Genomic DNA, 22,887 nt, shown 5'->3' with positions numbered 1-22,887 from the left:
CTCCCATTCTCTGTGTTAGCTGTTCACTCTTATTGTTGGTCTTATTGTTTCACCGCACCGGCGGTCAGCCCGCCGACGAGATAGCGCTGAAGGAAGAAGATGACGATCATCGCCGGCGCGATGCCGACGAAGGAGGCCGCCATCAGTTCGTTCCAGATGACCTCCTGCTTGCCGAAGTAAGCGAAGAGTCCCACCGGCAGGGGCATGTATTCGGTCTTCGAGTTGAAGGTCAGCGCGAAGATGAACTGCTGGGCATAGGCGCCGATGAAGGTAGTGATCGCGACGACGATAATCCCCGGCATCGCAATGGGCAGAATGACGCGGCGCAGCGTATAGAAATGGCTGGCGCCGTCCATGTAAGCGGCTTCGTTGAGTTCCTGTGGGATGCGGATCATATAGGTACGCAGCAGCCAGATCGCCGAGGGGATCAGGAAAGCGACGCCCGGGACGATCATGGCGAGATAGGTATTCAGCACGCCCATGCTGCGCATCAGCCGGAAGAGCGGGATGAGCAGAACGGCGCCGGAAAACATGTTTACCGTAAGGAAGGCGCCGAGCAGGATGCCCATGCCCTTGAACTCGAATTTCGCGAAGGCATAGGCCGCCGGAATGACGAGGCAGAGAACGATGACAGTGACGATGATCGAGATGAAGAACGAGTTGAAGATGTAGCGACCGAAGCCTGGCACGCTGATCCACATGGTCCGGTAGGCTTCGAACGAGCCGTTTTCCGGCCAGAAACGATAGGGCGAGGAAAAGAGCTGGGCGAGCGGCTTTAGCGACACCAGGAAGCCTTCGACGAAGGGCGACAGCACGAAGAACAGGAAGAGCGCTATGCCGCAATAGATGAGGATGATTTCCCACCAGCTGTAGCGATCGATCATGGGACGGCTGCTCATGCGCGCTTCTCCGGGTTGAGGCGGCGGGTGACACGGAAATAGACAAAGCAGAAGAGCGACAGGAAGATGCAGATCAGCACCGCGCGCGCTGCCCCTTCGCCATATTTCTTCGAACCGATCGCCGTATGATAGGTGTCGATGATCATCGTCGTCGTTTCGCCGCTTGGACCACCTTGTGTCAGGATCCAGATGATGTCGAAAGAATTGAAGGTCGCGATCAGCGACAGCATCGACATCGTGATGATCGCCGGAACCATCAGCGGCAGCGTGATGCGGCGGAACCGGTACCAGCGGCCGGCGCCGTCGGTCCATGCCGCTTCGTAGAGGTCCTTTGGGATCGACTGGATCGCGGCGAGGAAGTAGATCGTCACCAGCGGCACGCCGATCCAGACGTCGGTGACGATCGTCGCCCAGAAGGCGGTGCTGCCATAGGCGAGGAAGGCGACCGGACCATCGACGAGGCCGAAACGCTGCAGCAATCCGGAGATCATTCCGAATTGGCCATTATACATCCAGCCCCACATAAAGATGCCGATGGCCATCGGCACGATCCATGGCGGCATGGTCAGCAGACGAAACAGCGACCGCCCCGGCACGGCGGCATTCAGCATTGCGGCGCCGAACGTGCCGATGATCATCTTCAGGGCGACCGAAAAGAAGGTCCAGATGAAGGTTCGGGCGATAACTTGCACGAAGGTGGCGTTGAAGATCTTCTCGTAATTGGCCCAGCCGACCCAGTTCGTCACCTTGCGCAGCGATGCATCCGTAAACGACAGGATGAATGTATCGACGAGCGGATAGGCGACGATCGCGGCCACGTAAAAGACAGCTGGAAGGAGAAGAATGCAGGCGAAGATGACGGCACTTTTCTGGGCACTCATCTTGCCGGTCTCCTCAGGCTGCTCTTGAGTGAAGCGCCTCGTCGAAGCGGTCCCAGATGGGACGAAGGTCGATTACGGCCTTTTTCATGCGAGCTTCGTCCATGGCGAGCGCCAGGATGCCTGCCTCCAATGCGTTGAGCGTGGAAACCGGAAGTTCCGACCCCGTGCGCACGCTTTGCAGAATATCGGCTGCCATCTGCTCGTCGGCGCCATAGTGCTGCGACAGCTCGGTCGCGGCATATTTGTTCTCGACGATCTTGTTGCCGGTCAGCTGTTCGTGGACGTCGAGATAGCCGCGGACGAAATCGCCTTCGGCCATTCCACGCGAGCCCATGATGGCGAAGCGGCGGAACTGGTCTGGAACATTCAGATTGGTGTGGAAATTCATGCCGACGCCATTGGCGTATTCGACGATTGCCACCTGGTAATCGATGATGTCGGCATCGCTGTCGAATACCTTGTCCGAGCCCATCCAGCCGCTCGGCTTGCGGTGGAAGAGCTCCAGATCGTTGATACCTTCGCGCGTCGGGTCGTTGGCGGGGATAAAGCTCTTGCGGCCGCCGAAACTTGCAACGCGTTCGGGGCGGGCGCCGACGATACCATTGTAAAGGTCGAGATCGTGGCAACACTTTTCCAGCATGAAACTGCCGGAATAGCGCTCGTAGCGGCGCCAGTCTCGCATGAAGAAGGCGCCGTGATAGGGCTCGATATGTTCGCTGGCTTCGATGGAAACGATATGGCCGAGCTTGCCTGCGGCCTGAATGGCGCGCAGATCCTTGTAAAGCAGTGAGTAGCGCAACACGAGACCGACCATCAGCCGCTCATGGCCGAACTTCGCCATCAGATGAGCAAGTTCGATGCTCTCGCCGATTGTCGTAACGATCGGCTTTTCGCAGAAGACCTTGAGGCCAGCCTCGAGACCGAGGCGAATATGATCGAGATGCATGTGGTTGGGAGAGCCGATCATCAGGAGATCGAGCTTTTCTGAAGCGAGGAGCTCTTGCGGCGAGTCATAAGCCTTGCCGACGGGGATGCCTTTTTCCGTCAGTCCGGGAAGTCCCGCAGGGTCGGGATCGAAGTAGCCGACAATCTCGAAGCTGTTGTCGATAGTTTTGAAAACATGGCCAAGATAGCCGAGCCGGAAGCCTAGCCCAATGATTCCCACTCTCATGCCAAAATGTTCCCAACTCGTAATTTATTTTCTTCAAGTTGGGACAAAAAACGAAGCCCGTCAACTAAAAATGGGGTTAGAGCGTAAATGATGAAATTAATTTTCATCATCGATGATGTAAGCGTTATTTTGCGGCGAGACGCAAGTAAGACGTGCAGCGGCACAAGCACCAGCGCCTTTCGCGTGAGAAGTGTTCCTGGGCAGGACAAGCAAGCTCGCCCCACGGATGGCCGCCCTTCTTCCTGGAAATGCACCCTAATCCCTTCAGTCAGTTCAGAGCGACGCGCGGTAATGTCACCACGATGAAGATATTCGACAGTATCGATAGCGGCAGGATCAACCATTCTGTTCCTGTTGGAATCCTCGCCAACGCGGCCGCCGCGCGCGGAGGAATCGATTTTTGCTGTGCTGCCTGCGGCGCAGGCAAAATTGGGGGTGCCGCGATGTCCTCGACGGCGGAACGGAGGGCGCAAAATGGAAAGTCAGAGAGGTAAATCCGCGCCCTCAAGGGACGTGGCCGCTTGCCATCATCGATGGCCAGACACGTCGGCCCCGCATCCGCAAGAAGGCTGGAAGCGGCTTCGATACCGGCTCCGAAGCCCATGTTTCGGAAGGCCCCGCCTCTCCGGCGGTGCCGGCTCGTGTCAGTCCTGGCTGACGTGGCGCGACCAGATCAGGCCGGCAGCCGAGCAGCATTCACTCATTGCTCACGTCCAAACTAGTCGACCCCTGGCGGCTACTCCGACATCTCTGCCGCTATCCAACTGGATTTGGAGGTGGAAGAGATGCACTCCCCACAGGCGCTCAGCGGATCAGCAGCTCTCCCTCGGGATAAAGCGCCACGGTGTGAAAAAACGCTTCGGTGAAGATGGCTCGTTCGTTAAGAGGCAGTCGATGAGATATTGGCCGGCTTCCTCCAGCGGCAACCATTCCGGGCCGATCGTCGAAAGACGTGGCTGGCAATAGTAGCCCTCCTCCGCATTGCCGCAGCCGACGACGGCAATGTCGGTCGGAACCTTGACGCCAAGCCGCGCGAATTCCTCGATAACCGTCACGGCCGTAAAGTCGGATTCCAGCAGGACGGCGGTCGGCCGTTTCCGCATCTTCGCAATGTCCTGGGCACAGCTTGCAGCCGCGGCCCGGCTTTCGGCTCCCAACATCGCCTTGATGCTGACGGAGACACCGGCGCGTTCAGCACTATTCAACATAGCGACGAGCCGTGGGTTTTCATCCGCACCTGCGTTCTGAATATAGGTGAAATCCCTGTGGCCCTTGGCGAGCAGCGCGTCGAATGCCGCTTCGAGGGCGGATACGAGGCCGTTGTTCAGCACGCTGAAAGACGATGGGCGGGCCGTTGCGTGGATGACCAGACATTTTCTGGTAAGTCCGCTGAAGACCTCCTCGACCTCCTCTTCGGTGAGATAGCCGACATCGGCGACAACACCATCAGCCAGACCGGCTTCAACTTCACCCAGCACCTTCTGCAGTTCAGCTACGCTTGAGGCGGTTGATACGATCGGCAGCAGACTGCTTGCGACGGCAGCGCGACCGAGATCCTGGATCATCTTATCGGCATAGGGAATGCCAAGCTTCGGAAGGATGATGCAGAGCCGCTCACTTTTGAGGCGACGCAGATGCCGGGCGGTCTTGTTTGGTACATAACCCAGCACGTCGACGGCAGCACGGATGCGTTCCCGCGCTTCCGCTCCGACGCGTTTCAAATGTTCCGCCCGGTCACTGAAGTAAAATGAGACCGCAGCTGTCGAGACATTGGCGAGACGCGCGACATCCGCAACGGTCGCCGATCGTTCATGTCGAGTAGGAGCGGAACGATCAGTCATGCTTGCGTACTCATTCAGATCGGAACAATCTCAGGTCGAGGCTCTCCGGCCTCGACAATGCGACGCGACAGGTCCCTTCGCAAGATCTCGCGTACATCAGCATATTCTCCATGCCGGCACAGGTTGTCCAGTTCGTATGGATCATTCTCCAGATCATAGAGATGTGTTTCCACGTATCGCGACGCGTTCTTGTCATCCCAGCCGCTGAGCTCAGGCGCCCCAACCTCATATTTCCATCGTCGCGTGCGAAGCGCCCTCCCGACATGGTGTTCGCTGATCTGTATGAAGACGGCCTCATCGTCAGAGACCTTCCTGCCCAGAATCGACTGACCCTGCATCTCTGGCGGAACCGGAAGGCCGGCGGCCGCAAGCAAGGTCGGTGGCAGATCGATCAGGCTGACCAGGCCTTCATGCGGTCCACGGCCCATGAAGCCGGGGCCGTGAAAGAATGTTGGTACCCTGATCGACGCCTCGTGGCAGGAGCGCTTGTATTCGCTGTTGCGGGTCTTGAAGTGACATCCGTGATCGGACGTGAAGAGGATGATCGTATTGTCGAGCTGGTTGAGACTGATCAAGGCGTCGACGAGGCGTCCGAGTGCTTCGTCGAGCCGTTGGATCATTCCCATATAACCGGGGTAATGCTGATCGGACGATCCGCCGAGCGCGGCGAGATCCATCGGCAGTTGCATCTGCTTGCGGATCCGGTCTTCGTAGCCGACCGGTGCCGGATAATTGTCGAACTCGTTCTGGTGATGCGGCTCGATAAAGGACAAAAATAGGAAATAGGGATTTTCCCGCGGCCGCGAGATGTAACGGATAGCGGCATCCGCCAGTGCGTCGACGCGATATCCCGGCAGCTTGACCGGCTGGCCTGCGGCGTCAAACATCGTCGTATCATAGGCATAGGAGGTGAACTCGAGAATGTTCGAGGCCAGCCAATGCTGATAACCACCACGCTGATCCGCTGGCACCGGCTCCTGCGACGCCAAATGCCATTTGCCGATGTAACTCGTCTCATAGCCGCCCTCGGCAAACCGGTGAGCCAGAGTCTTCTGCTCCTTCGGCAGCGGAATATCGTTGCGGTAGCATCCGGTAGTGGTGGGATAAAGTCCGGTCTGCAGTGCGGAGCGCGCCGGAGCACAGACAGGCTGGCAGGTAAAGGAATTCGGTACGAACATACCGGCTTGAGCCAGACGGTCGAAATTCGGCGTCAGCTTCAACGGGTGACCGTGCAGGCCGACAGTATCCCAGCGCTGCTGATCGGTGAAGAAGACGATGACGTTCGGAGAGCTCTTCATGGATTCCTCATCTTGACTACTTCATGCCGGACATCATCACCGACTGGACGAAAAAGCGCTGCATGAACACGAAGAGCAGCAGGCTCGGAACGAACAGGATTACCCCGCCCGTCGCCGTGAGGTTCCACTGGGTGAAGAATTCCGAATTGAACAGGGTCAGGCCCGTTGTAATGGGCCGCATCTCGACCGAGCTGACGACGACCAGCGGCCAGAGAAACTCGTTAAACTGGAAGACGAAAGTCAATAGTCCGAGCGTAGCCATCGGCGGCCCGAGCTGCGGCAGGACGATGGCGCGGTAGATCCGCCATTCCGATGCCCCGTCGAGCCTTGCCGCGTCGAGAAGATCGACCGGGATCGGGCGGATGAACTGCCGCATCATGAAGATACCATAGGCGCTCATCGCAAACGGCATGATGAGCCCTTGATAGGTATCGAGCCAGCCAAGCTCAGCCGTCAGAATGTAAAGCGGGATCATGCGGATGAAGAAAGGCAGCATCAGCGTCGACAGAAGGGACGCGAACATGAAGCGCTTGCCGGGAAATTCGAGCTTCGCAAAGACATAGCCGACGAGCGGATCGAAGAGCAGGTGAAGAAACGTGATGCCGCCGGCGATCACAAAGCTGTTGACGATGAAGCGGGCGAATGGCGCCTTGTCCCAGATCGTAACGTAGTTGGAAAACTGCAGCTGCGAGGGGATGATGACTGGAACACCGCTGAACAGGTCGGCATCGCTCTGCAGCGATAGCGATAGCATGTAGAAGAACGGAAACAGGGCGAGAAGGACGAACACGCCGAGGACCAGGTAGGTCAATATCGATATGGCGGGGGGCCGCCGGTTCACGACACGCGTCATCAGTAGGTAATCTCCCGGTTCAGAAACTTGAACTGGAGGGCAGTCACAACCAGGATCACGATCAGCATCAGGAACGAAAGCGCCGAGGCATAGCCGATGTTGAGCTCGACGAAAGCGGTATTGTAGACGTGCAGCGCGTAGAGACGCGTTGCCTCTGCCGGTCCGCCTCCCGTCAGAAGATAGGGAGCAGACAGATCCTGCAGATGGGCAATCATGCTGATGACGGCGAGAAACAATGTCGTCGGAGTAAGGAGCGGCACCGTAATACGTACGAACTTCTGCAGTGGCGACGCGCCGTCGACGTCGGCCGCCTCATAGAGATCCTTGGGGATGGACTGGATGGCGGCGATATAGATCAGCATCGCATAGCCGATGTCCTTCCAGACGGTCACACCGATGATGACGGACAATGCAGTCGAGGGCGTGCTCAACCAGCTCTGCATAGGCAGGCCGAGGGTGGCGAGGACCGCATTGAGCATACCGGTATAGGGATCGAGAATGCTCTTCCACATCAGCGCGACGATGACGAAAGAGATGATATACGGAAAGAAGATGATCGCACGGATTGTCGTGGCCGCCTTCACGGGGCCACTCAGGATCGCCGCCAGACCTAAGGCAGGTAACAGAGTGAAGATGGTCCCACAGGTCGCAAAGATCGCGGTTCTGAAGAATGCGTCACGGACACGTTGGTCCGTGAGCGCCTGTATATAATTGTCGAAGCCGGCAAACTGGGACTCCCCGATCAGCGGCTGTCCCCGATAGAAACTGGCCCAGAGTTCAACCGCAATCGGGTAGAAGAAATAGATGACGAAATAGAGGATCGCCGGCGATAGAACGATGTAGGCAAAGGCTGCCTGACGGCCGCTATGACTTGCAAAGAACTTCATGCCGACGAACTCCGTCGTTGGTTTCGATCACTTCTTTTGAAGTTCCGCGTTTGCCTTGGCGGCATAGTCCGACAGCACGGCCTGCGCTGGCTTGTTGTTGTAGAGGATGTCCTGGACGGCTGCCGTAAAGAGGTCCTGCACGCTGGCGTTTTTGCCGGTAAGCGAAATATCGGCACTGTAATCGACGGCATACGGGAGGCACTGGCTGAATTTGCCGAGCACCGGATCTGCCTTGACCTTCGGATCTGCAGCCCAGGATTTGCGCGGCATTGTCATCCCGTTGGGGATGGAAGCGGCAAGCTCGGTGTCAAGCGCGACGAAACGCTTCAACAGATCCCATGCCTCCGCAGGATGCTTGGCATCTTTCGGAATGAAGAGACTGACGCCACCGGACATCGTCGCCTGACGCTTCTCCGTCAGGGACGGGGCAACATCCCAGTGAAGATTCGGATTGCCGGTTTTGATCGGACCGACGTCCCAGGGACCGGTCAGGATCATGGCGGCACGGCCGGCGGTGAAAAGTTTTTGCGGCCCTTCGTAGTCGGCACCGGCGACCGGAGCGGTCGCAGCCTTGTCCTTGTGGATCAGATCGGCAACGAACTGTAGCGCCTCGGCCGATTGCGGGCTATCGAAGGCAACTTTATTCGATGCCTTGTCGTAGAACTTGCCGTCATTCTGATAGATCCACGGCGTGAAATAGGCGGCAACCTGATTGGGCGCAAAACCAAAGCGCCCCGTCTTGGTCACCGCGATCGCCGCATCGCGAAATTCCTGCCAGTTGGATGGCGGCTTCTCGATCCCTGCCGCCTTTAGGAGGTCGGTATTATAGACGAGGGTGGCGCAGGTCAGATGCAGCTGGATGCCATAATATTTGCCGTCGATCGTATTTCGGGCGACCGAAAAATCTTGCCAATCGTCGGGATAGCCCATCGCCTTCCCGTCCTTGGCGACATAATCGTTGAGTGGCGTTATTTTTCCCTGAAGGGCAAATTCCGGAACCCAACCACCCGGTTCAGCGACAAGATCCGGTGCATTACCCACGGAAAGGTCCGCCACCAGCTTGGTGCGCAGGTCGGGCCACTGGAACCGCCCCCACTCGACGTTCCATCCCGGATGATCCTTCTCGAACTGCTTTATGACATCGGCGTAGGCCGGATAGGCGTGGCCAGCGTTCCAATAGATTTTTAAAGTCTCGGCCTTTACAGTCGTTGCGACACTTGCGAGCGCGAGCCCGAATGCGCCGACCATCAGTCGTTCAGCGAGTTTCATGCTATCTCCTCCCTAGCATATGGCAAGCCGCTACCGGACCGGTCACCCCTCCTCAAGAATGCCGGAATGCCAATAAGTTAATGGATTAACTTAGAAACGTTGAAAAGTCAATTCTTCAGCCGACTCAGAAATTTCGAGCGCGTGGGATAACCGCAGATTGGACGCGCAATCAGTTAATCAGGCCGGATGCTGCTGAACGCTCAAGCCGCCATCGACGGTTAGGCAGGTAGCGTTCATAAACGGGCACTCGTCGGAGATCATGAAGACGGCCGCCATGGCGATCTCCTCCGGCGCGGCAATTCGCCCGCCAGGATGTAGTTTCATAGTCTCGGCTTTGGCCGCTTCCGGATCGGGAAAACCGGCCCAATAGTCGATGACTTTCTGGGTCGCGACATAGCCAGGAGCAAGCGCGTTAACCCGGATGTTCTTCGGTGCATATTCGAGCCCAAGAGACTTGGTCATGCCAAGAAGCGCGTGCTTGGCGAGCGGATATGGGAACGTATGCGGGATGATCGTGAAGGAGTGCGTCGAGGTAATATTCAGGATCACGCCGCCGCCCTGTTCGATCAGCCCGGGCAGCACGGCTTTCGAGCAGTTCCACGCACCCTTGAGATTGATATCGAAACAGCGGTTCCATTCCTCGTCGCTGGTCTCCAGCGGCTCGGCAAAGACGTTGACGCCGGCGTTGTTGACGAGCGCGTTAATCCGTCCGATCTCTGATTGCGCCTGGGAGACGGCAGCGGCGATGGCTTTCGCGTCGGTGATATCAGCCGCTTGAGCGCCGACGCGATATCCCTCGTTCTTAAGCTTTGCAGCCTCTTGGTAAAGCAGAGTCTCATCGCGATCGATGAGAAAGATGCTCGCGTCCTCGCGGACAAAAGCATTTGCGATCGCAAGACCAATACCTTGGGCCGCGCCTGTAATCAGGATGCGTTTGTTGCTTAGGCGCCTCGACATAGGACCCTCTCTTCTCACCATTCGGCAAAGCTGCCGTCTTCATGGCGCCAGATCGGATTGCGCCAGCGGTGGCTTTGCTTGGCGCGCTCGATGACATAGGCTTCGTCCACTTCGACGCCGAGGCCGGCGCCTTGCGGAATGGAGACGAAACCGTCGGCATATTGGAAGACGTCCTTGTTGGAGATGTAGTCCAGAATGTCATTGCCCTTGTTGTAGTGGATGCCGAGGCTCTGCTCCTGAATGAAGGCATTATAGGAGACGGCATCGACCTGCAGGCAGGCAGCAAGTGCGATCGGCCCGAGCGGGCAGTGGGGCGCCAGCGCTACATCATAGGCCTCGGCCATGGCGGCGATCTTGCGGCATTCGGTAATGCCGCCGGCATGCGACAGATCCGGCTGGATGATGTCGACATAGCCGTCCGACAGGACCGACTTGAAGTCCCAGCGCGAATAGAGGCGTTCGCCGAGCGCGATCGGCGTCGAGCAATGGTTGGCGATTTCCTTCAGGGTTTCGCGGTGTTCGGAGAGAACCGGCTCCTCGATGAACATCAGCTTGTAGGGCTCGAGTTCCTTGGCGAGAACTTTTGCCATGGGCTTGTGCACACGGCCGTGGAAATCGACGCCGATGCCGATATGCGGGCCGATCGCCTCGCGGATCGTGGCGATGGTCTCGACCGCCTTGTCGATCTTCTCGTTGCTATCGACGATCTGCATTTCCTCGCAGCCATTGAGCTTGATGGCTTTGAAGCCGCGGGCGACGACATCCTTGGCGTTGCGGGCGACATCGGAGGGACGGTCGCCGCCGATCCAGGAATAGACCTTGATGCGGTCGCGCACCTGGCCGCCAAGCAGCGAATGAATCGGCTGGCCGAGCGCCTTGCCCTTGATGTCCCAGAGCGCCTGGTCGATACCCGAGATCGCTGACATGTGGATCGCGCCGCCGCGATAGAAACCACCGCGATACATCACCGTCCAGTGGTCTTCGATTAGGAAGGGATCCTTCCCGATAAGGTAATCGGCGAGTTCGTGGACGGCGGCCTCGACGGTCAGCGCACGGCCTTCGACGACCGGTTCACCCCAGCCGACGATGCCTTCATCGGTTTCGATCTTCAGAAACAGCCAGCGCGGCGGGACGATATAGGTGGTCAGCTTGGTGATTTTCATCTTGGAACCTATTAGCTAAGGATCAGGTCGGCGGCCTTTCCGGCCGCCGCCATAACGGCTGCGTTGGTATTCCCGCTGACGATTGTCGGCATCAGCGAGGCGTCGACGACGCGCAGACCGCGCGTTCCGCGAACCCGAAGATTGGTATCGAGCACCGCTTCCGGATCGGCGTCAGTCCCCATCTTGCAAGTCCCGACCGGATGGTATCCCGTCTTTACGGTCCGCTTGCAGTGAGCGGCGATCGCCTCATCGCTGGTTACGTCTGGACCCGGGAATATCTCCTTGTCGATGAACTCCTTCATGGGCATCGCCTCCAGCACCGTTCGAGCGAAACGGAAGCCAGCCATTGTCAGACGCAAGTCGTCCGGATGGCCAAAAATCTGGGTATCAACGATCGGATCGGCGAATGGATCACTGGAGGCCAAGGTCACTGAGCCGCGCGCCTTGGGACGAAGCAGGAGCGAATTGATGGTCACACCGTCACCCGGCTCTGTCCCCATGACGTCACGGTCTAGATAAACGGTTGGAACGCAGAACATCTGGATCGTTGGCCGGTCGTTGTTTCCATCGGGATCGTAAAAAGCGCAGGTCTCGACTCCAGTAGTCGAGACAGGTCCCGACTTGAACATGAGATACTGCAATCCTGCCTTGATCATTGGCCATCCGCGATCCTGCCCGTAGTAGCCGAACGAGCCCCTGGTGGTCGCGACGACCGGGCATTCGTAGTGATCCTGCAGATTTTTTCCGACGCCTGGCAAGGCGACGGTAGTTTTTAAACCGTGGCGCTTCAGGTCCTCCTGCGGGCCGATACCGGAAAGCATCATCAGCTTGGGAGTTTGATACGCACCGGCAGCAAGAATGACTTCGTTGCCGGCCTTGGCTTGCTTCCGCGCACCCTTCTGCACATAGAAAACGCCCACGGCGCGGTCACCATCCATTTCAAGAGACGTGACGGTCGCCTCAGTCTCGATCGTCAGCAACGGGTCGTTGATGACGGGAGCGAGGAAAGCGTCGACGGCGCTCGAGCGCTTTCGTGTCGTCCAGTCGATCGTATGCTGCATGAATCCGACGCCGAACTGATGCGCGCCGTTGAAGTCGGGATTGTACGGTATGCCCATTGCCTGAAGCGTTTTCACATAGGTTCGCGTCATCGGGCTGGTGTGACCGAGATGGGAAATCTTGAGCGGCCCACCAACCCCGTGAAATTCGTTGGCGAGATGGTCGTTGTCTTCCTGGGCCTTGAAGTATGGGAGCAGATCGGCGTAGGACCACGCATTGTCATTCGATCCTTCCGGCTTGATCAGCGCGTTCCAGAGGTCGAAATCTGCTGCCTGCCCGCGCATATAAACCATGGCATTGACCGTGCTGCCGCCGCCGAGCACCTTACCTTGCGGGACGATCGGGCCGCGTCCGTTCAACTGCGGCTGCGGCTTCGTCTGATGCATGGACAGGTAGGTGTCTTTGGCAAGGAACTTCATGTAGCCGGCAGGAAAATGCATGATTGGGCTTGCCTTGGCGGGTCCCCGCTCAAGCAGAAGGACTTTCGCCTTTCCTTCTCGAACAAGCTTAGCCGCGACCACACAGGCGGAGCTTCCGCCGCCAACGATAATGTAGTCGTAACGGTCTTCCGTAGACATTCATGAACTCCGATATGGATATCTGTTAGATATTTTCGGGATGCAATCGGACACTTCCGGACAGGTGCCCGCCCGGGCCAAGAACCTTCAGGCCGCCAAGATCGGGAAGGTTATGGCCATTGGCCAGATGCGTCATGGGCTCAAAGCAGAAGTAGTCACACTCGAAGTTCGGATCGAAGGCCGTATCAGACACGAAAACAAACGCATGCTTGAAGATCGGATCCGCCGAAAGCCTCAGCGCGGTGCGGCGTTCGGGCCATGCGATCCTCGCCTCGCCATTCCAGTCCTCGAATCCGTTATTGACCCATCGATGCGGCAATTCGGCAGGTTTGCTGAAATCAAGATCGACCGGAATATCGGTGCGCTCACCTGGCAACCACTCGTCCACTTCGGTCCAGAATTTCTCCGATCGAGCCTGAAGCGTTGTTTCCGGCGTCATCGGGAAATACGGATGCCAGCCAAGACCAAACGGCATAGCGCGTTCACCAAGGTTCTCGACTGTAAGCGTCATCGTGAGGCTGGCGTCGTTCAATACAAAACCCTGGCTCGCGCGGTAAGCGTAAGGCGTATTGCCTCCGCGGTGGAGGAAACTCATTTCGACTGAAGTCTGTGTTTGCCCGTTGATCGACCAGTCCGCCTGCCAGCCTTCGCCGTGCAGGTAATGCTTATCCCACTTGGTATTTGGCTCGAACCGATATTCGATGCCCTCAAAGGCGAACCGGTTGCCTTTGACACGGTTGCCAAAGGGGATCAATGGATAGCAGGAGGACGAGAGTGCATCAGCCTCGGCCGATGGCGCAGGACGCAATAGCGGCACTCTACCGACATCTGCTTCTTTCCAGAAACCCAGCACCAGCCCACCCTTCGATGAAACACGAAGCGAGAGCGGTCCGGACTGCAGGTCCACGATCGTCATCGCCCTCACCCCCTGTTGCGTGACATGCTGCGCTTGATCGCCTGGATATTGGCGAGAACGGCGATGACGATGATGAGACCACGGACAACCTGCTGGAAGAACGGGTTGATACCGAGAAGAACCAGGCCGTTTCCAATCAGGGTGATGACGAGAACGCCTAGCAGCGTGCCAAGCATCGACCCGCGTCCGCCCGAAAGCGAGGTGCCGCCCACGACGACAGCCGCGATGACGTCAAACTCCAGTCCCGTTGCTGCCGTGGCATTACCAGAGCCCAGACGTGAGACAAGAAGGATGCCCGAGATTGCAGCCATTGCTCCCGCGATCGCAAAGAGCGCTACGCGGATGCCCGAGACGCTGATACCGCTCAGAAAAGCCGCATGCGCATTGCCGCCGATTGCAAATACGGAGCGGCCGAATGCGGTTTTCCGGCTCACAAAGGCAAAGATCGCGAACAAGACCAACATGATGATTGCGGCTGGCGGTATCCCCAGAACCGAGCGATCGAGGGCGTCCAGCGTGTCGTTTCGACCGATGGAAACTGGCAGCGCGTCCGTTACGAACAGAGCCGTGCCCCTGAGCGCGCTCCAGAGCCCGAGCGTCGCGACGAATGAGGGAACGTCACAATATGCTCGCAAGGCTCCGGCGATGGAGCCGAGCAATGCTCCAACCACGATCGCAAGAGCAAAGGAAATTGGTGTCGGCACACCCCATTGAAGCAGGAACGCCAGCACGACCGAAATAAAGGCGACCATAGGGCCGACGCTGACGTCGATTTCGCCGGCGATGATGATCAGCGTCGCCGCCCAAGCCGCAATACCAATCGTGGCCGCATCACGCAGGATATTGATCTGGTTATTGAAGGAAAGGAAACCATTGGCAGTCGATGTGAAGACCACGTAGAGCACGAGGATTGCCACAAACAGGCTTAGCTCGTTCATGTGCTGCGAAAATGTAAAACCCGATTTCTTGGAAGTCCGGGCGGATGTGGGCTTTGCAGCCTGGTCGAGTGACATCATATGTCTCCCTCAATGTCCGGCGATGCAGGCAGCCATCAAGGCATCCTGATCGATGTTTGGCGATTTGAATTCTTCGCGAAGCCTACCGTCCCGGAGCACCAGCACACGGTCGCAAACGAGTGGCAATTCTTCGATTTCGCTGGAGACGAAGATGATGCTGCGTCCTTCAGCCGCCAACTGACGGATGATCGCGTAAATCTGCGCCTTCGCCTCCACGTCAACGCCTCTGGTGGGCTCATCGAGCAAAAGGACGCGGCTGTCAGCGTAGACCCAGCGCCCGATGACGACCTTTTGCTGGTTTCCGCCTGACAGCGTGCCGATCGGAGTATTTGTCCGCGCCGTCTTGACGTGCAGCCTTTCGATAACCCTGCGTGTCGCATCGGCCATCATCCTGGCGGAGAGAATCCCGCTCCTGCTCACTCCGGAAAAATTTGTCGCCAGAATGTTTTCGTCGACACCCAAAAGCGGGATGATGCCCTCCTCCTTCCGGCTTTCCGGCGTGTAACCGAAACCCCTGGAGATCATCCGCTTGTAGTGCCCTGGCCTAACCGTAACACCATCGACCAGCACGTCGCCTTGGTCTTGCGTTCGCACCCCCATGATAGCCTGGAGCAGTTCGGTCCGGCCCGCGCCGAGAAGACCTGCAATACCGAGAACCTCACCCTCCTTGAGCTCGAAGGATACCGAGCTCAGTTTCGGGGCAAGCGCAAGGTCCCTGACTTCAAGCACGGTCTTCTCAAGGCTTCTGTTTTCCAGCCCATCGGCTTGCGAAGCGTCCGACCCGAGCATGAGCCTGACGATCTCGCGGGTATCAGCACCCTTCACATCGACCGTGTCGATGATGCGCCCGTCCCGCATGATCGTCGCGGAATGCGCGATCTGGCGTATCTCGTTCATCCTGTGGCTGACATAGATGACCGCGATGCCTTGCGAAGCGATCCGTTTCACGGCCGCCATCACCTTCTCGGCCTCCGCCGCTGCGAGCGAGCTCGTCGGCTCATCAAGAATAACGAGTTTGGGTTTTCCGAGCAGGACACGGGCGATTTCCAGCAACTGACGCTCTGCGGGGCTTAAGCTCGCAACCAGCGTGTTGGGAGCTCGATCGAGACCAAGGCGGCTCATTGCCTCGGATGCCTCAGCTTCCATATCGGCATATTGGATGACGCCACCCCTTCGCGGCCATCGCCCAAGGAACAGGTTTTCGGCAAGCGTCATTCCCGGCACCAGGCTTAGCTCCTGGTAGACGACGCGAACACCTTTGTCGAACGCATCCTGAGCACGGCTCGAACCGCTGTGCCGCAGCTCTTCGCCATCGATCTCCACGGTTCCGGCATTCGGAATTTCGGCTCCTGTCAGCAGACGAATGAGCGTCGATTTGCCAGCGCCGTTTTTGCCAAGCAGCGCCCGTACCTCACCGCCGACCACTTCAAACGTCGCATTGTCAAGAGCAAGCACACCGGGATACTGCCGGGTGCAGCCTCTAACCGATGCAAGTGGGCGATGCGGCCCTTTGCTCGAACGGGATGTCTGCATAATACCTTCCACCGATCAGATGCGCCGCCGGTTTCCCGGCGGCCTCAATATATGACCTTCAGACGGGGCCTCACGGAATTCCGTCGGCATGAGCCTTGAGCCAAGCCTTGCCATCTTCCGATGACTTGTACAGATCGATGTCGTAAGGAACCTTGATGTCGGCGGGAGCTTGGCCATCGATCGACTTGATTGCCTGCGCAAGCGCGAGCTTGCCAAGACCCTGACCCGAGATGTCGACGACAGCCTTGATGACTGTAAAGTCTGCGAGCTCCTGGGCGATCTCGGTCGTCATGTCGCCGCCGAAGACCACGACCTTACCGGTTTTGCCCTGGCTCTTGACGGCCCGAGCTGCGCCAAGCGTGGCACCGCCGGCTTCGCCAAAGAACGCATCGATGTCAGGGTTCGAGGACAACATCGTGCTGGCGACCGAGACGGCCTTGTCGAGAATTGCGCCTTCCTGATTGGCAACGATTTGAGCGCCTGGAACCTTTGCCTTCAGTGCATCTTCAAAGCCCTTGCGGCGCGTTACGCAAACCTCGACGAACTCGCAGTTCAGGACCGCGATCTTAGGTGCATCCTTCTTCTCGGCGAGGAAGTAATCGGCCGCGGCATCGCCGAGCTTGTGACCAAAATCATAAGGGTCGCCGACGGCGTAAGCGGAGATGTATTGCTTCATGTCGGCATCGTTCAGGCACGTATTGTAGCATACGACCGGGATGCCCGCGTCATGCGCCCGGCGGATTGCGCGATAGGAGCCGTCCGCCGAAACCGGGGAGACGATGATCGCCTGCACGCCTGACGAAATAAGCGAGTCGATAAACGAAGATTCTTTGCTGACATCGCCCTGGGCGTTGGTCTCGACAATGTCCAGCTTCCGGCCGGCATCGCTCGCTCCGGTCTGAATACCCTTGCGAACGCCGGCATAAAAGCCTTGAGCGTCCATATAGATCGCACCCACCTTGAGGTCCTTATCCTGCGCAAAAGCAGGCGTTGCGCCAGTTGCTACAAGTGTTCCCAGCGCCAGCATGGCGGCGCGCGTGATGAGCTTCATCGCTCCCTCCCTTTAAGATCGACGGCATCATTGAACTCGGACGCATCCGGTCCCTCCAGCCGAACTCACCATAGTCCGGGTCGTATCAATGTCAATATAAATACGATTTATTTTTTTAAACGTGTGGTTTTTGGTTGGCTTTCTATGATAAATGATTTCTTAGAATGGAATGCGCGTGGAGATACATAATATTTTGGCACCAGCGCTTGACTGGCCTCCGGCCGGAAGCAAGTTGGAGCCAACCGAATGGGGAGGGAAATCGGTGGCGATTACGCGAACTGATTGGAAATTGACTGAAGGCGGAGATGAGATTCTCTCCCGAGGAAAAAGGACAGTGCGCGAATCCCTCCTGTCCCGCTTCGTTCACATGATTGTGGCGGGGGAGTTCGTCGAAGGATCAACGCTTCCCAATGAAGCAGAGTTGGCCGAAAAGTTCGACGTCAGCCGGACGAGCCTGCGTGAAGCGATGCAATATCTGGCCGCTCTCGGAATGGTCCGGTCTCGCACGAGAGCAGGGACAATCGTTCTGCATCGGGAGAACTGGAACCACCTCGACCCACTGGTGCTCGACGTTATGCTTTCAATCGGCGGCGACGAAGCATTCTACACCTCGCTGATCGATGCTCGCCAGCTTCTGGAACCGGCTGCAGCCGCACAGGCGGCGGCCAAAGCCACGGCCAAGCAGCTGGCGCGAATTGCCCAGGCGTTTGAGGACATGGTTGACGCAAACGCGCGCGATAACGAAGAATGGAGCCGGGCGGACCTCGAGTTCCATACAGCAATTATCAATGCCAGCGGCAATTGGGTGTATCGCCAGTTTGCCAGCGCAATACGCGCAGCGCTCCTTGCAAGCTTCCGCCTGACAAATCGCGCCAGCCAATCGCACGAGCAGGCGATCCAAAAACACCAGGACGTTTTAGAAGCCATTCGCATGCGCAATCCTGAAGATGCAAGGCACGCAATGGAAGTCCTGATCGGGGTTGCCCGCGCCGAAATCACAGACGCCCTCAAGCGAAACATCTGAATTGCGATGATGTCGCGCGTGGGATGGCAGCGCATCAAAGGGACACTGACATTCCGGATAACTGGGCGCTCGACGCTGATAGGACACGAACCAGAAGCCCCGGCGACGCTTTGATTGGCACGATGATGCTCCTTGGCGAAGCGAGGGACACTGCGCTGGCGATCATGGTCGAAATCCTTGCGGCGGGCATTATCGGCAGCAATTACTCCTTGAAGCTACCTCTCTCTTCGATGACCGCAGCAACCGCCTGAGCTTGGGGCAGATGATCATCGCGATCGATCCCAAAGCAACGGGCGGCGCCGGGACGGTCTCCTGCCTTACTCTGCTTGCGTCAGCGATTACGGCCGATCCGAAGGTGCGCCTGCCGGCCCAACGCAGCCAATGGTCCGCTGACTATTCGAAGAGAATGAGGCTTGCTGGAGTTGGCGGCATCGGTTTGACCATGACGCCGGTAAGGCCAGCCAATCTTGCCATCTCTGTCAGTTCCCTCTGCGAATAGGCCTGGCCTGCAGGCGTGCCGGCGAGCATCTCCCAAGAGAACGCCGCGGGAAAAGGAGGCGAAACGCCATCTTCATTCGGCACGAAATCGACCGCGACAATCCGACCATCCTCTGCAAGGCTCGCTCTGATCTTTCGTAAGAGCTGGGCACATGTTGGCAGATCGAAATGGTGCAGAAAATTCGGAAGCAGGACGAGATCATAACTCGTACCCCATTCCACATCGAAGGCACTGCCGGTGATCGTCCGGTACCGGTTAGCCACGCCGGCTTTTTCCGCATTCTGCTTCGACAGCTCCAATACGGCCGCCCAGTCGACGGCGACGATCTCGGCAGACGGAAAGGCCTTCGCAATTTCGATCCCGAAAACACCTGGACCTGCAGCGATGTCTAAAACCTTTTGGGGAGGCTTGGTCCAGCCGGAGATTTCGTCCGCCAGTATTTTGGCGCTTAGACCCGTAAAGGAGCCCATGCCGCGCGCAAACTTCACCCAGACGGGGTTGTCTGGCGACATGTTCGCAAGCCCGGCCGAACCGCCGTTTCGCACAACGGCGGCCGGATCGCGCAAAAAGTTATCCAATATTTCGGGCGCGGCTGTGAACTCGACGGCAGCGCCCATATAAGCCGGCGAATTGCGATCCAGGAACATTCTGGTCGAGGGCGTCATTCGGTACTGCCCGCTATCCTTTGTCAGAAAACCATGGACCACGAGGTAGTCGCACAGGATGCGCACCCCACGCTCCGAGGCGCTTATTGCCGCTGCCAGCTGCGCTGCAGACTTGCCCTCGCCAATATGAGTGAAGAGATCGAGCTCGATGGCCGCCCTGATCGCTGCAGTCTTTCGACATGCAAACAGTGCATCGACCACGAGTTCCGGTGACACGACGCCCGCATGGGCATCCTCAACGATTGTTTCCATGAGACCCTCCCAGAGCTCTCGATTGCTCTTGCCTGGCAGCGCCAGCCCGAGAAATTATGCGTGCATTCGCATATTCTACAATACTTACCGAGCTAACCCTATCTGGTACCCCCTCGTCCGCATAAACTACTAGTCTGATCGTACCACGTTGGCGTGTGCCGGAATCCATTCCGTTTGCGATAGACGCCGCGGCAGCTCTTCGCCTGGCGGCTCCCGCGCCCATCGATAATATGGACGACGTCGCCGGTGCTACCAAACATATGCCTTTCCTGCGATGAAAAAAGGAATCGCAACACAGGGTAGTATTCGCGTATGATTTGATTTAGCGAGCACTAAAGGGAAAAGCCGATGACCGCGATCGTCCAGACAGTGAAGAAGCTCGATCTCGAACATCTAAAAGTCTCGCCGGAGCAGATCAGGACCTGTCCGTGCCGCACGAAGTATTGATAGCGGAAGAGTAGACGGGGCGCCTATGTCGACCGTAATTGCCATTCTCGGCGGCGTCGGGCTGTTTCTGCTCGGGATGACCGTCATGACCGACGGACTGAAGGCGCTGGCCGGCTCGGCCCTGCGCTCGGTCCTCGGCAAAGCGGCGGCCACCCCGTTCACAGGCGCCTTCTGGGGCGCCCTCATCACGCTGCTCGTGCAATCGTCGAGCGCTGTGACGATGACGACGATCGGCCTCGTCAATGCCGGGCTTCTGACCTTCCCACAAGGACTCGGGCTCGTGTTCGGAGCCAATGTCGGAACGACGGGCACCGGCTGGCTCGTGGCGTTGCTGGGTGTGCGCGTCTCGCTGTCCGCCTACGCCCTGCCCATGATCTTCGCCGGCGCGCTGGCCAAGCTGTTGGGCGGCGGGCGGACTGCGGCAGCGGGCGGCGCGGTCGCAGGCTTTGCGTTGGTGCTCTACGGGCTCACGACACTGCAGCAGGGCATGGGGGGCCTTGCGGAAAGCCTGCACCCATCCGATTTGCCTGCTGTGCTGGGTGTGCCAGGAGTTGGCTGGATCTCAGGCTCGATCGGTCTCCTGACCCTGATCGTCGTCGGCCTGGCGATGACCGCGGTCATGCAGTCATCGACGGCTGCCATCGCCGTCACCATTGCGGCTTTCTATGCCGGAGCAATCAGCCTCGAGCAGGGCTCGGCCCTGATCATCGGCCAGAATATCGGAACGGCGACGAGCTCTGCATTGGCAGCCATCGGCGCCAGCTCAACGGCCAAGCGCCTGGCGCTTGCCTATGTGCTGTTCAAGCTCACAGCCGCACTCATTGCAATTATCGCCTTTCCTTTTACTGCGAGTGCGATGAAGGCATTTGCCGCGTCCGTCGACGGGACGACGCTCCTGGCCGCCTACCACACGGCCTATAATATCGTCGGTGTCGCGGTTCTCCTTCCGGCAACGCAATGGTTCACCCGTGTCGTGGAGCGACTTCTGCCTTCCCGGGAGACGCCGCTCGAGCGTGCGCTCGATCCAAGCGCGCTCGTCAATCCGGTGATCGCGGTCGAAACCACACGACGCGTCGTGGCGGAAATCCTGAAGACATCGGCTGCTTCAATCGCCGCCGCCCTTTCGTCCGAGGGCGGCCGCGGGATGCAGGATACGGCAGCGGCAGCCGCCGCACTCTCACAGGCACGGGATTTTCTGTCCGAGCTGAAAGAACCACCCGAGACGGAAGAGGAGCGGCTGCGCATGACGAGCACGCTGCACGCGCTTGAACACGCCTCCAGGCTCGTGGAGATCCTCGGCGAAGGCGGAATCCCTGGACGAACGCCCGGTGCTTCCGACGATCTGAGCGCTACTGAGCTTTGCAGACAGGCGATGCGGGCGACGCAGATGGTCAGTGATTCGATTACCGCCGAGTCTGCACTCACGGCACGAGCCGAGCCGATCGGCTGGACCGTTTCGGCCGAGGTTGACGCCTCGTTCGCAGACATTGAACGCGCGGCGAAGGATCTTGATGCCAAGCAGCGCGATCACCGCGCCGAAACTCTCGCCGCCGTTGCGCCCGGAAAATTGACCGCTACCGAAGCCTTTGCCCGCGTCGACGCTGTTCGGCGGCTCGATCGGATCACGCATCATGCCTGGCGCTCGGCGGCGCATCTCCTCGGCCGACACGAGGCGATCGATCCCTGAACCTGGCAATCGAGACCAGTGGCCCGACCTGAAACCCAGCAACAGGAAGGGAAGACGATGCGTCAGGAGAGACGATAGCGACAGGTTCGGAGGCCTAACGTCCTCTGGTTTCCCGTGATGCCGGCAGCGTCGTGCTTTCCCAATGCCATTCGACATTTCCGGGTACAAATCCGAGCTTGGGGTTCCTGCGGCCGATAATTCGACGGCTTCCGGTATTCGGCGCCAGGTGATCGACGTCGATCAGAAAGGCGTCAAAACTGTCGCGCCAACGTGGATCGATGTGGTGGTCGGACGCAAGCATGCGTCGATACTGTTCCCGCAGGAACTTGTGTTTATGAGTTTTTGGCATGGCGCTCAGGTGGGATGCTGGGAGTGTCGAAGCAATAGTGAGCGGGCCGTATAATTTGAGTTTACACGCGTTGTAAAGTGCCTCTTTTCGACGAGATGGGTTAGCCGCCGCTTTCGTCGGGCTCGCTGCGTCCCGCTGAGTCTGGCCGCGAGGCGACGTATGCAGCGCAAGCCAGGATGAATGCACCGACGATGATCGCGAGAAGAAGAGAGGGTCCCGCGGTCACAAGGAAAATCGCGTATCCAGCCAACATCCCCACCAGGGCCAGCATCTTGGATTTCCGGGAAATTGCGCCATTCTCACGCCAGTCACGTAACGAGCTGCCGAAACGACTGTCCATCAGATAGGCCTCCAGACGAGGCGATGACCGGCTGAAGAACCACGCGGCCAGGATGAAGAAGATCGTCGTCGGCATGAGCGGAAGGATGGCACCAATAATTCCAAGGCCGACCATCAGGAGACCAAGGCAAATGTAGATCGCTCGTCGGAGCGAACTGCGCGATGGACTTGGTGTAGAATTCAATTCGCGCACTCCTCATCGGGATGATTGACATCGACGCTCACCTGGTTGACGCGTAAGCTCATCGAACCA

Annotated in this window: 21 protein-coding genes; 3 read left to right on the top strand and 18 right to left on the bottom strand. The window is 58.2% G+C overall.

Annotation, left to right across the window (positions count from 1 at the left end; translation table 11 throughout):
- Positions 1 to 41: 41 nt before the first annotated feature.
- From EV281_RS17760 to EV281_RS17685, 16 genes are all read right to left on the bottom strand, one after another.
- The gene (locus EV281_RS17760; protein WP_132654659.1) at positions 42 to 899 is read right to left on the bottom strand and encodes a carbohydrate ABC transporter permease; all 858 of its coding nucleotides are present in this window, start codon (positions 897 to 899) and stop codon (positions 42 to 44) included.
- A complete protein-coding gene (locus EV281_RS17755; protein WP_132654657.1) occupies positions 896 to 1,780 on the bottom strand; it encodes a sugar ABC transporter permease in 885 nt (294 codons plus the stop codon). The genes EV281_RS17760 and EV281_RS17755 overlap by 4 nt, the downstream gene beginning before the upstream one ends.
- A 13-nt stretch (positions 1,781 to 1,793) precedes the next feature.
- Positions 1,794 to 2,951: a Gfo/Idh/MocA family oxidoreductase gene (locus EV281_RS17750; protein WP_132654655.1), complete on the bottom strand. Its 1,158-nt coding sequence runs from the start codon at positions 2,949 to 2,951 to the stop codon at positions 1,794 to 1,796.
- Complete coding sequence (locus tag EV281_RS17745; protein ID WP_132654653.1) at positions 2,948 to 3,295, bottom strand: hypothetical protein; 348 nt, start codon at positions 3,293 to 3,295, stop codon at positions 2,948 to 2,950. Before EV281_RS17745 ends, EV281_RS17750 begins: the two co-directional genes overlap by 4 nt.
- Before the next feature lie 468 nt (positions 3,296 to 3,763).
- The gene (locus tag EV281_RS17740) at positions 3,764 to 4,792 is read right to left on the bottom strand and encodes a LacI family DNA-binding transcriptional regulator (RefSeq protein ID WP_132654651.1); all 1,029 of its coding nucleotides are present in this window, start codon (positions 4,790 to 4,792) and stop codon (positions 3,764 to 3,766) included.
- A gap of 14 nt (positions 4,793 to 4,806) precedes the next feature.
- Positions 4,807 to 6,090 carry a sulfatase-like hydrolase/transferase gene (locus EV281_RS17735; protein ID WP_132654649.1) on the bottom strand — a complete coding sequence of 428 codons (1,284 nt, stop codon included), beginning with the start codon at positions 6,088 to 6,090 and terminating at the stop codon, positions 4,807 to 4,809.
- Between the two features lie 16 nt (positions 6,091 to 6,106).
- Complete coding sequence (locus EV281_RS17730) at positions 6,107 to 6,943, bottom strand: carbohydrate ABC transporter permease (RefSeq protein WP_132654647.1); 837 nt, start codon at positions 6,941 to 6,943, stop codon at positions 6,107 to 6,109.
- Positions 6,943 to 7,830 (bottom strand): sugar ABC transporter permease, encoded by an 888-nt coding sequence (locus tag EV281_RS17725; RefSeq protein ID WP_132654645.1) that lies wholly within the window; start codon positions 7,828 to 7,830, stop codon positions 6,943 to 6,945. The genes EV281_RS17730 and EV281_RS17725 overlap by 1 nt, the downstream gene beginning before the upstream one ends.
- Positions 7,831 to 7,857: 27 nt before the next feature.
- Complete coding sequence (locus EV281_RS17720) at positions 7,858 to 9,099, bottom strand: sugar ABC transporter substrate-binding protein (protein WP_132654643.1); 1,242 nt, start codon at positions 9,097 to 9,099, stop codon at positions 7,858 to 7,860.
- A 177-nt stretch (positions 9,100 to 9,276) separates the two neighbouring features.
- Positions 9,277 to 10,056, bottom strand: a complete 780-nt coding sequence (locus EV281_RS17715; protein WP_132654641.1) for an SDR family oxidoreductase — start codon at positions 10,054 to 10,056, stop codon at positions 9,277 to 9,279.
- A 14-nt stretch (positions 10,057 to 10,070) separates the two neighbouring features.
- A complete protein-coding gene (gene dgoD / locus EV281_RS17710; RefSeq protein ID WP_132654639.1) occupies positions 10,071 to 11,219 on the bottom strand; it encodes a galactonate dehydratase in 1,149 nt (382 codons plus the stop codon).
- Between the two features lie 11 nt (positions 11,220 to 11,230).
- Positions 11,231 to 12,856: a GMC family oxidoreductase N-terminal domain-containing protein gene (locus EV281_RS17705; protein ID WP_132654637.1), complete on the bottom strand. Its 1,626-nt coding sequence runs from the start codon at positions 12,854 to 12,856 to the stop codon at positions 11,231 to 11,233.
- A 25-nt stretch (positions 12,857 to 12,881) separates the two neighbouring features.
- Positions 12,882 to 13,772 carry an aldose 1-epimerase gene (locus EV281_RS17700; protein ID WP_132654635.1) on the bottom strand — a complete coding sequence of 297 codons (891 nt, stop codon included), beginning with the start codon at positions 13,770 to 13,772 and terminating at the stop codon, positions 12,882 to 12,884.
- A gap of 5 nt (positions 13,773 to 13,777) precedes the next feature.
- Complete coding sequence (locus EV281_RS17695) at positions 13,778 to 14,785, bottom strand: ABC transporter permease (RefSeq protein WP_132655421.1); 1,008 nt, start codon at positions 14,783 to 14,785, stop codon at positions 13,778 to 13,780.
- 12 nt (positions 14,786 to 14,797) lie between these two features.
- Entirely contained in the window at positions 14,798 to 16,321 is a 1,524-nt protein-coding gene (locus EV281_RS17690; protein ID WP_245508301.1) for a sugar ABC transporter ATP-binding protein, read from the bottom strand.
- Between the two features lie 70 nt (positions 16,322 to 16,391).
- Positions 16,392 to 17,372, bottom strand: a complete 981-nt coding sequence (locus EV281_RS17685; protein WP_132654633.1) for a substrate-binding domain-containing protein — start codon at positions 17,370 to 17,372, stop codon at positions 16,392 to 16,394.
- A gap of 262 nt (positions 17,373 to 17,634) precedes the next feature.
- Between EV281_RS17685 and EV281_RS17680 the strand changes: the two genes are divergently transcribed.
- Both EV281_RS17680 and EV281_RS17675 read left to right on the top strand, forming a co-directional pair.
- Positions 17,635 to 18,396 (top strand): FadR/GntR family transcriptional regulator, encoded by a 762-nt coding sequence (locus EV281_RS17680; protein WP_132655417.1) that lies wholly within the window; start codon positions 17,635 to 17,637, stop codon positions 18,394 to 18,396.
- A 23-nt stretch (positions 18,397 to 18,419) separates the two neighbouring features.
- Complete coding sequence (locus tag EV281_RS17675; RefSeq protein WP_132654631.1) at positions 18,420 to 18,647, top strand: Ldh family oxidoreductase; 228 nt, start codon at positions 18,420 to 18,422, stop codon at positions 18,645 to 18,647.
- Between the two features lie 142 nt (positions 18,648 to 18,789).
- On the opposite strand, the gene EV281_RS17670 is transcribed toward EV281_RS17675, so the two are convergent.
- The gene (locus EV281_RS17670) at positions 18,790 to 19,812 is read right to left on the bottom strand and encodes a class I SAM-dependent methyltransferase (protein ID WP_132654629.1); all 1,023 of its coding nucleotides are present in this window, start codon (positions 19,810 to 19,812) and stop codon (positions 18,790 to 18,792) included.
- Between the two features lie 472 nt (positions 19,813 to 20,284).
- Between EV281_RS17670 and EV281_RS17665 the strand changes: the two genes are divergently transcribed.
- Entirely contained in the window at positions 20,285 to 21,946 is a 1,662-nt protein-coding gene (locus tag EV281_RS17665; RefSeq protein WP_132654627.1) for a Na/Pi symporter, read from the top strand.
- A gap of 449 nt (positions 21,947 to 22,395) precedes the next feature.
- Here the strand turns inward: EV281_RS17665 and EV281_RS17660 are convergent, their stop codons facing one another.
- Positions 22,396 to 22,749, bottom strand: coding sequence for a YbaN family protein (locus tag EV281_RS17660; RefSeq protein ID WP_245508318.1), 354 nt, complete (start codon positions 22,747 to 22,749; stop codon positions 22,396 to 22,398).
- Positions 22,750 to 22,887 lie beyond the last annotated feature (138 nt).

The sequence above is a fragment of the Rhizobium sp. BK418 genome, from assembly GCF_004341105.1.
GTDB lineage: Bacteria > Pseudomonadota > Alphaproteobacteria > Rhizobiales > Rhizobiaceae > Rhizobium.
Note: the sequence above shows the minus strand (reverse complement) of the source record. Positions and strands in the feature narration are given on the sequence as shown.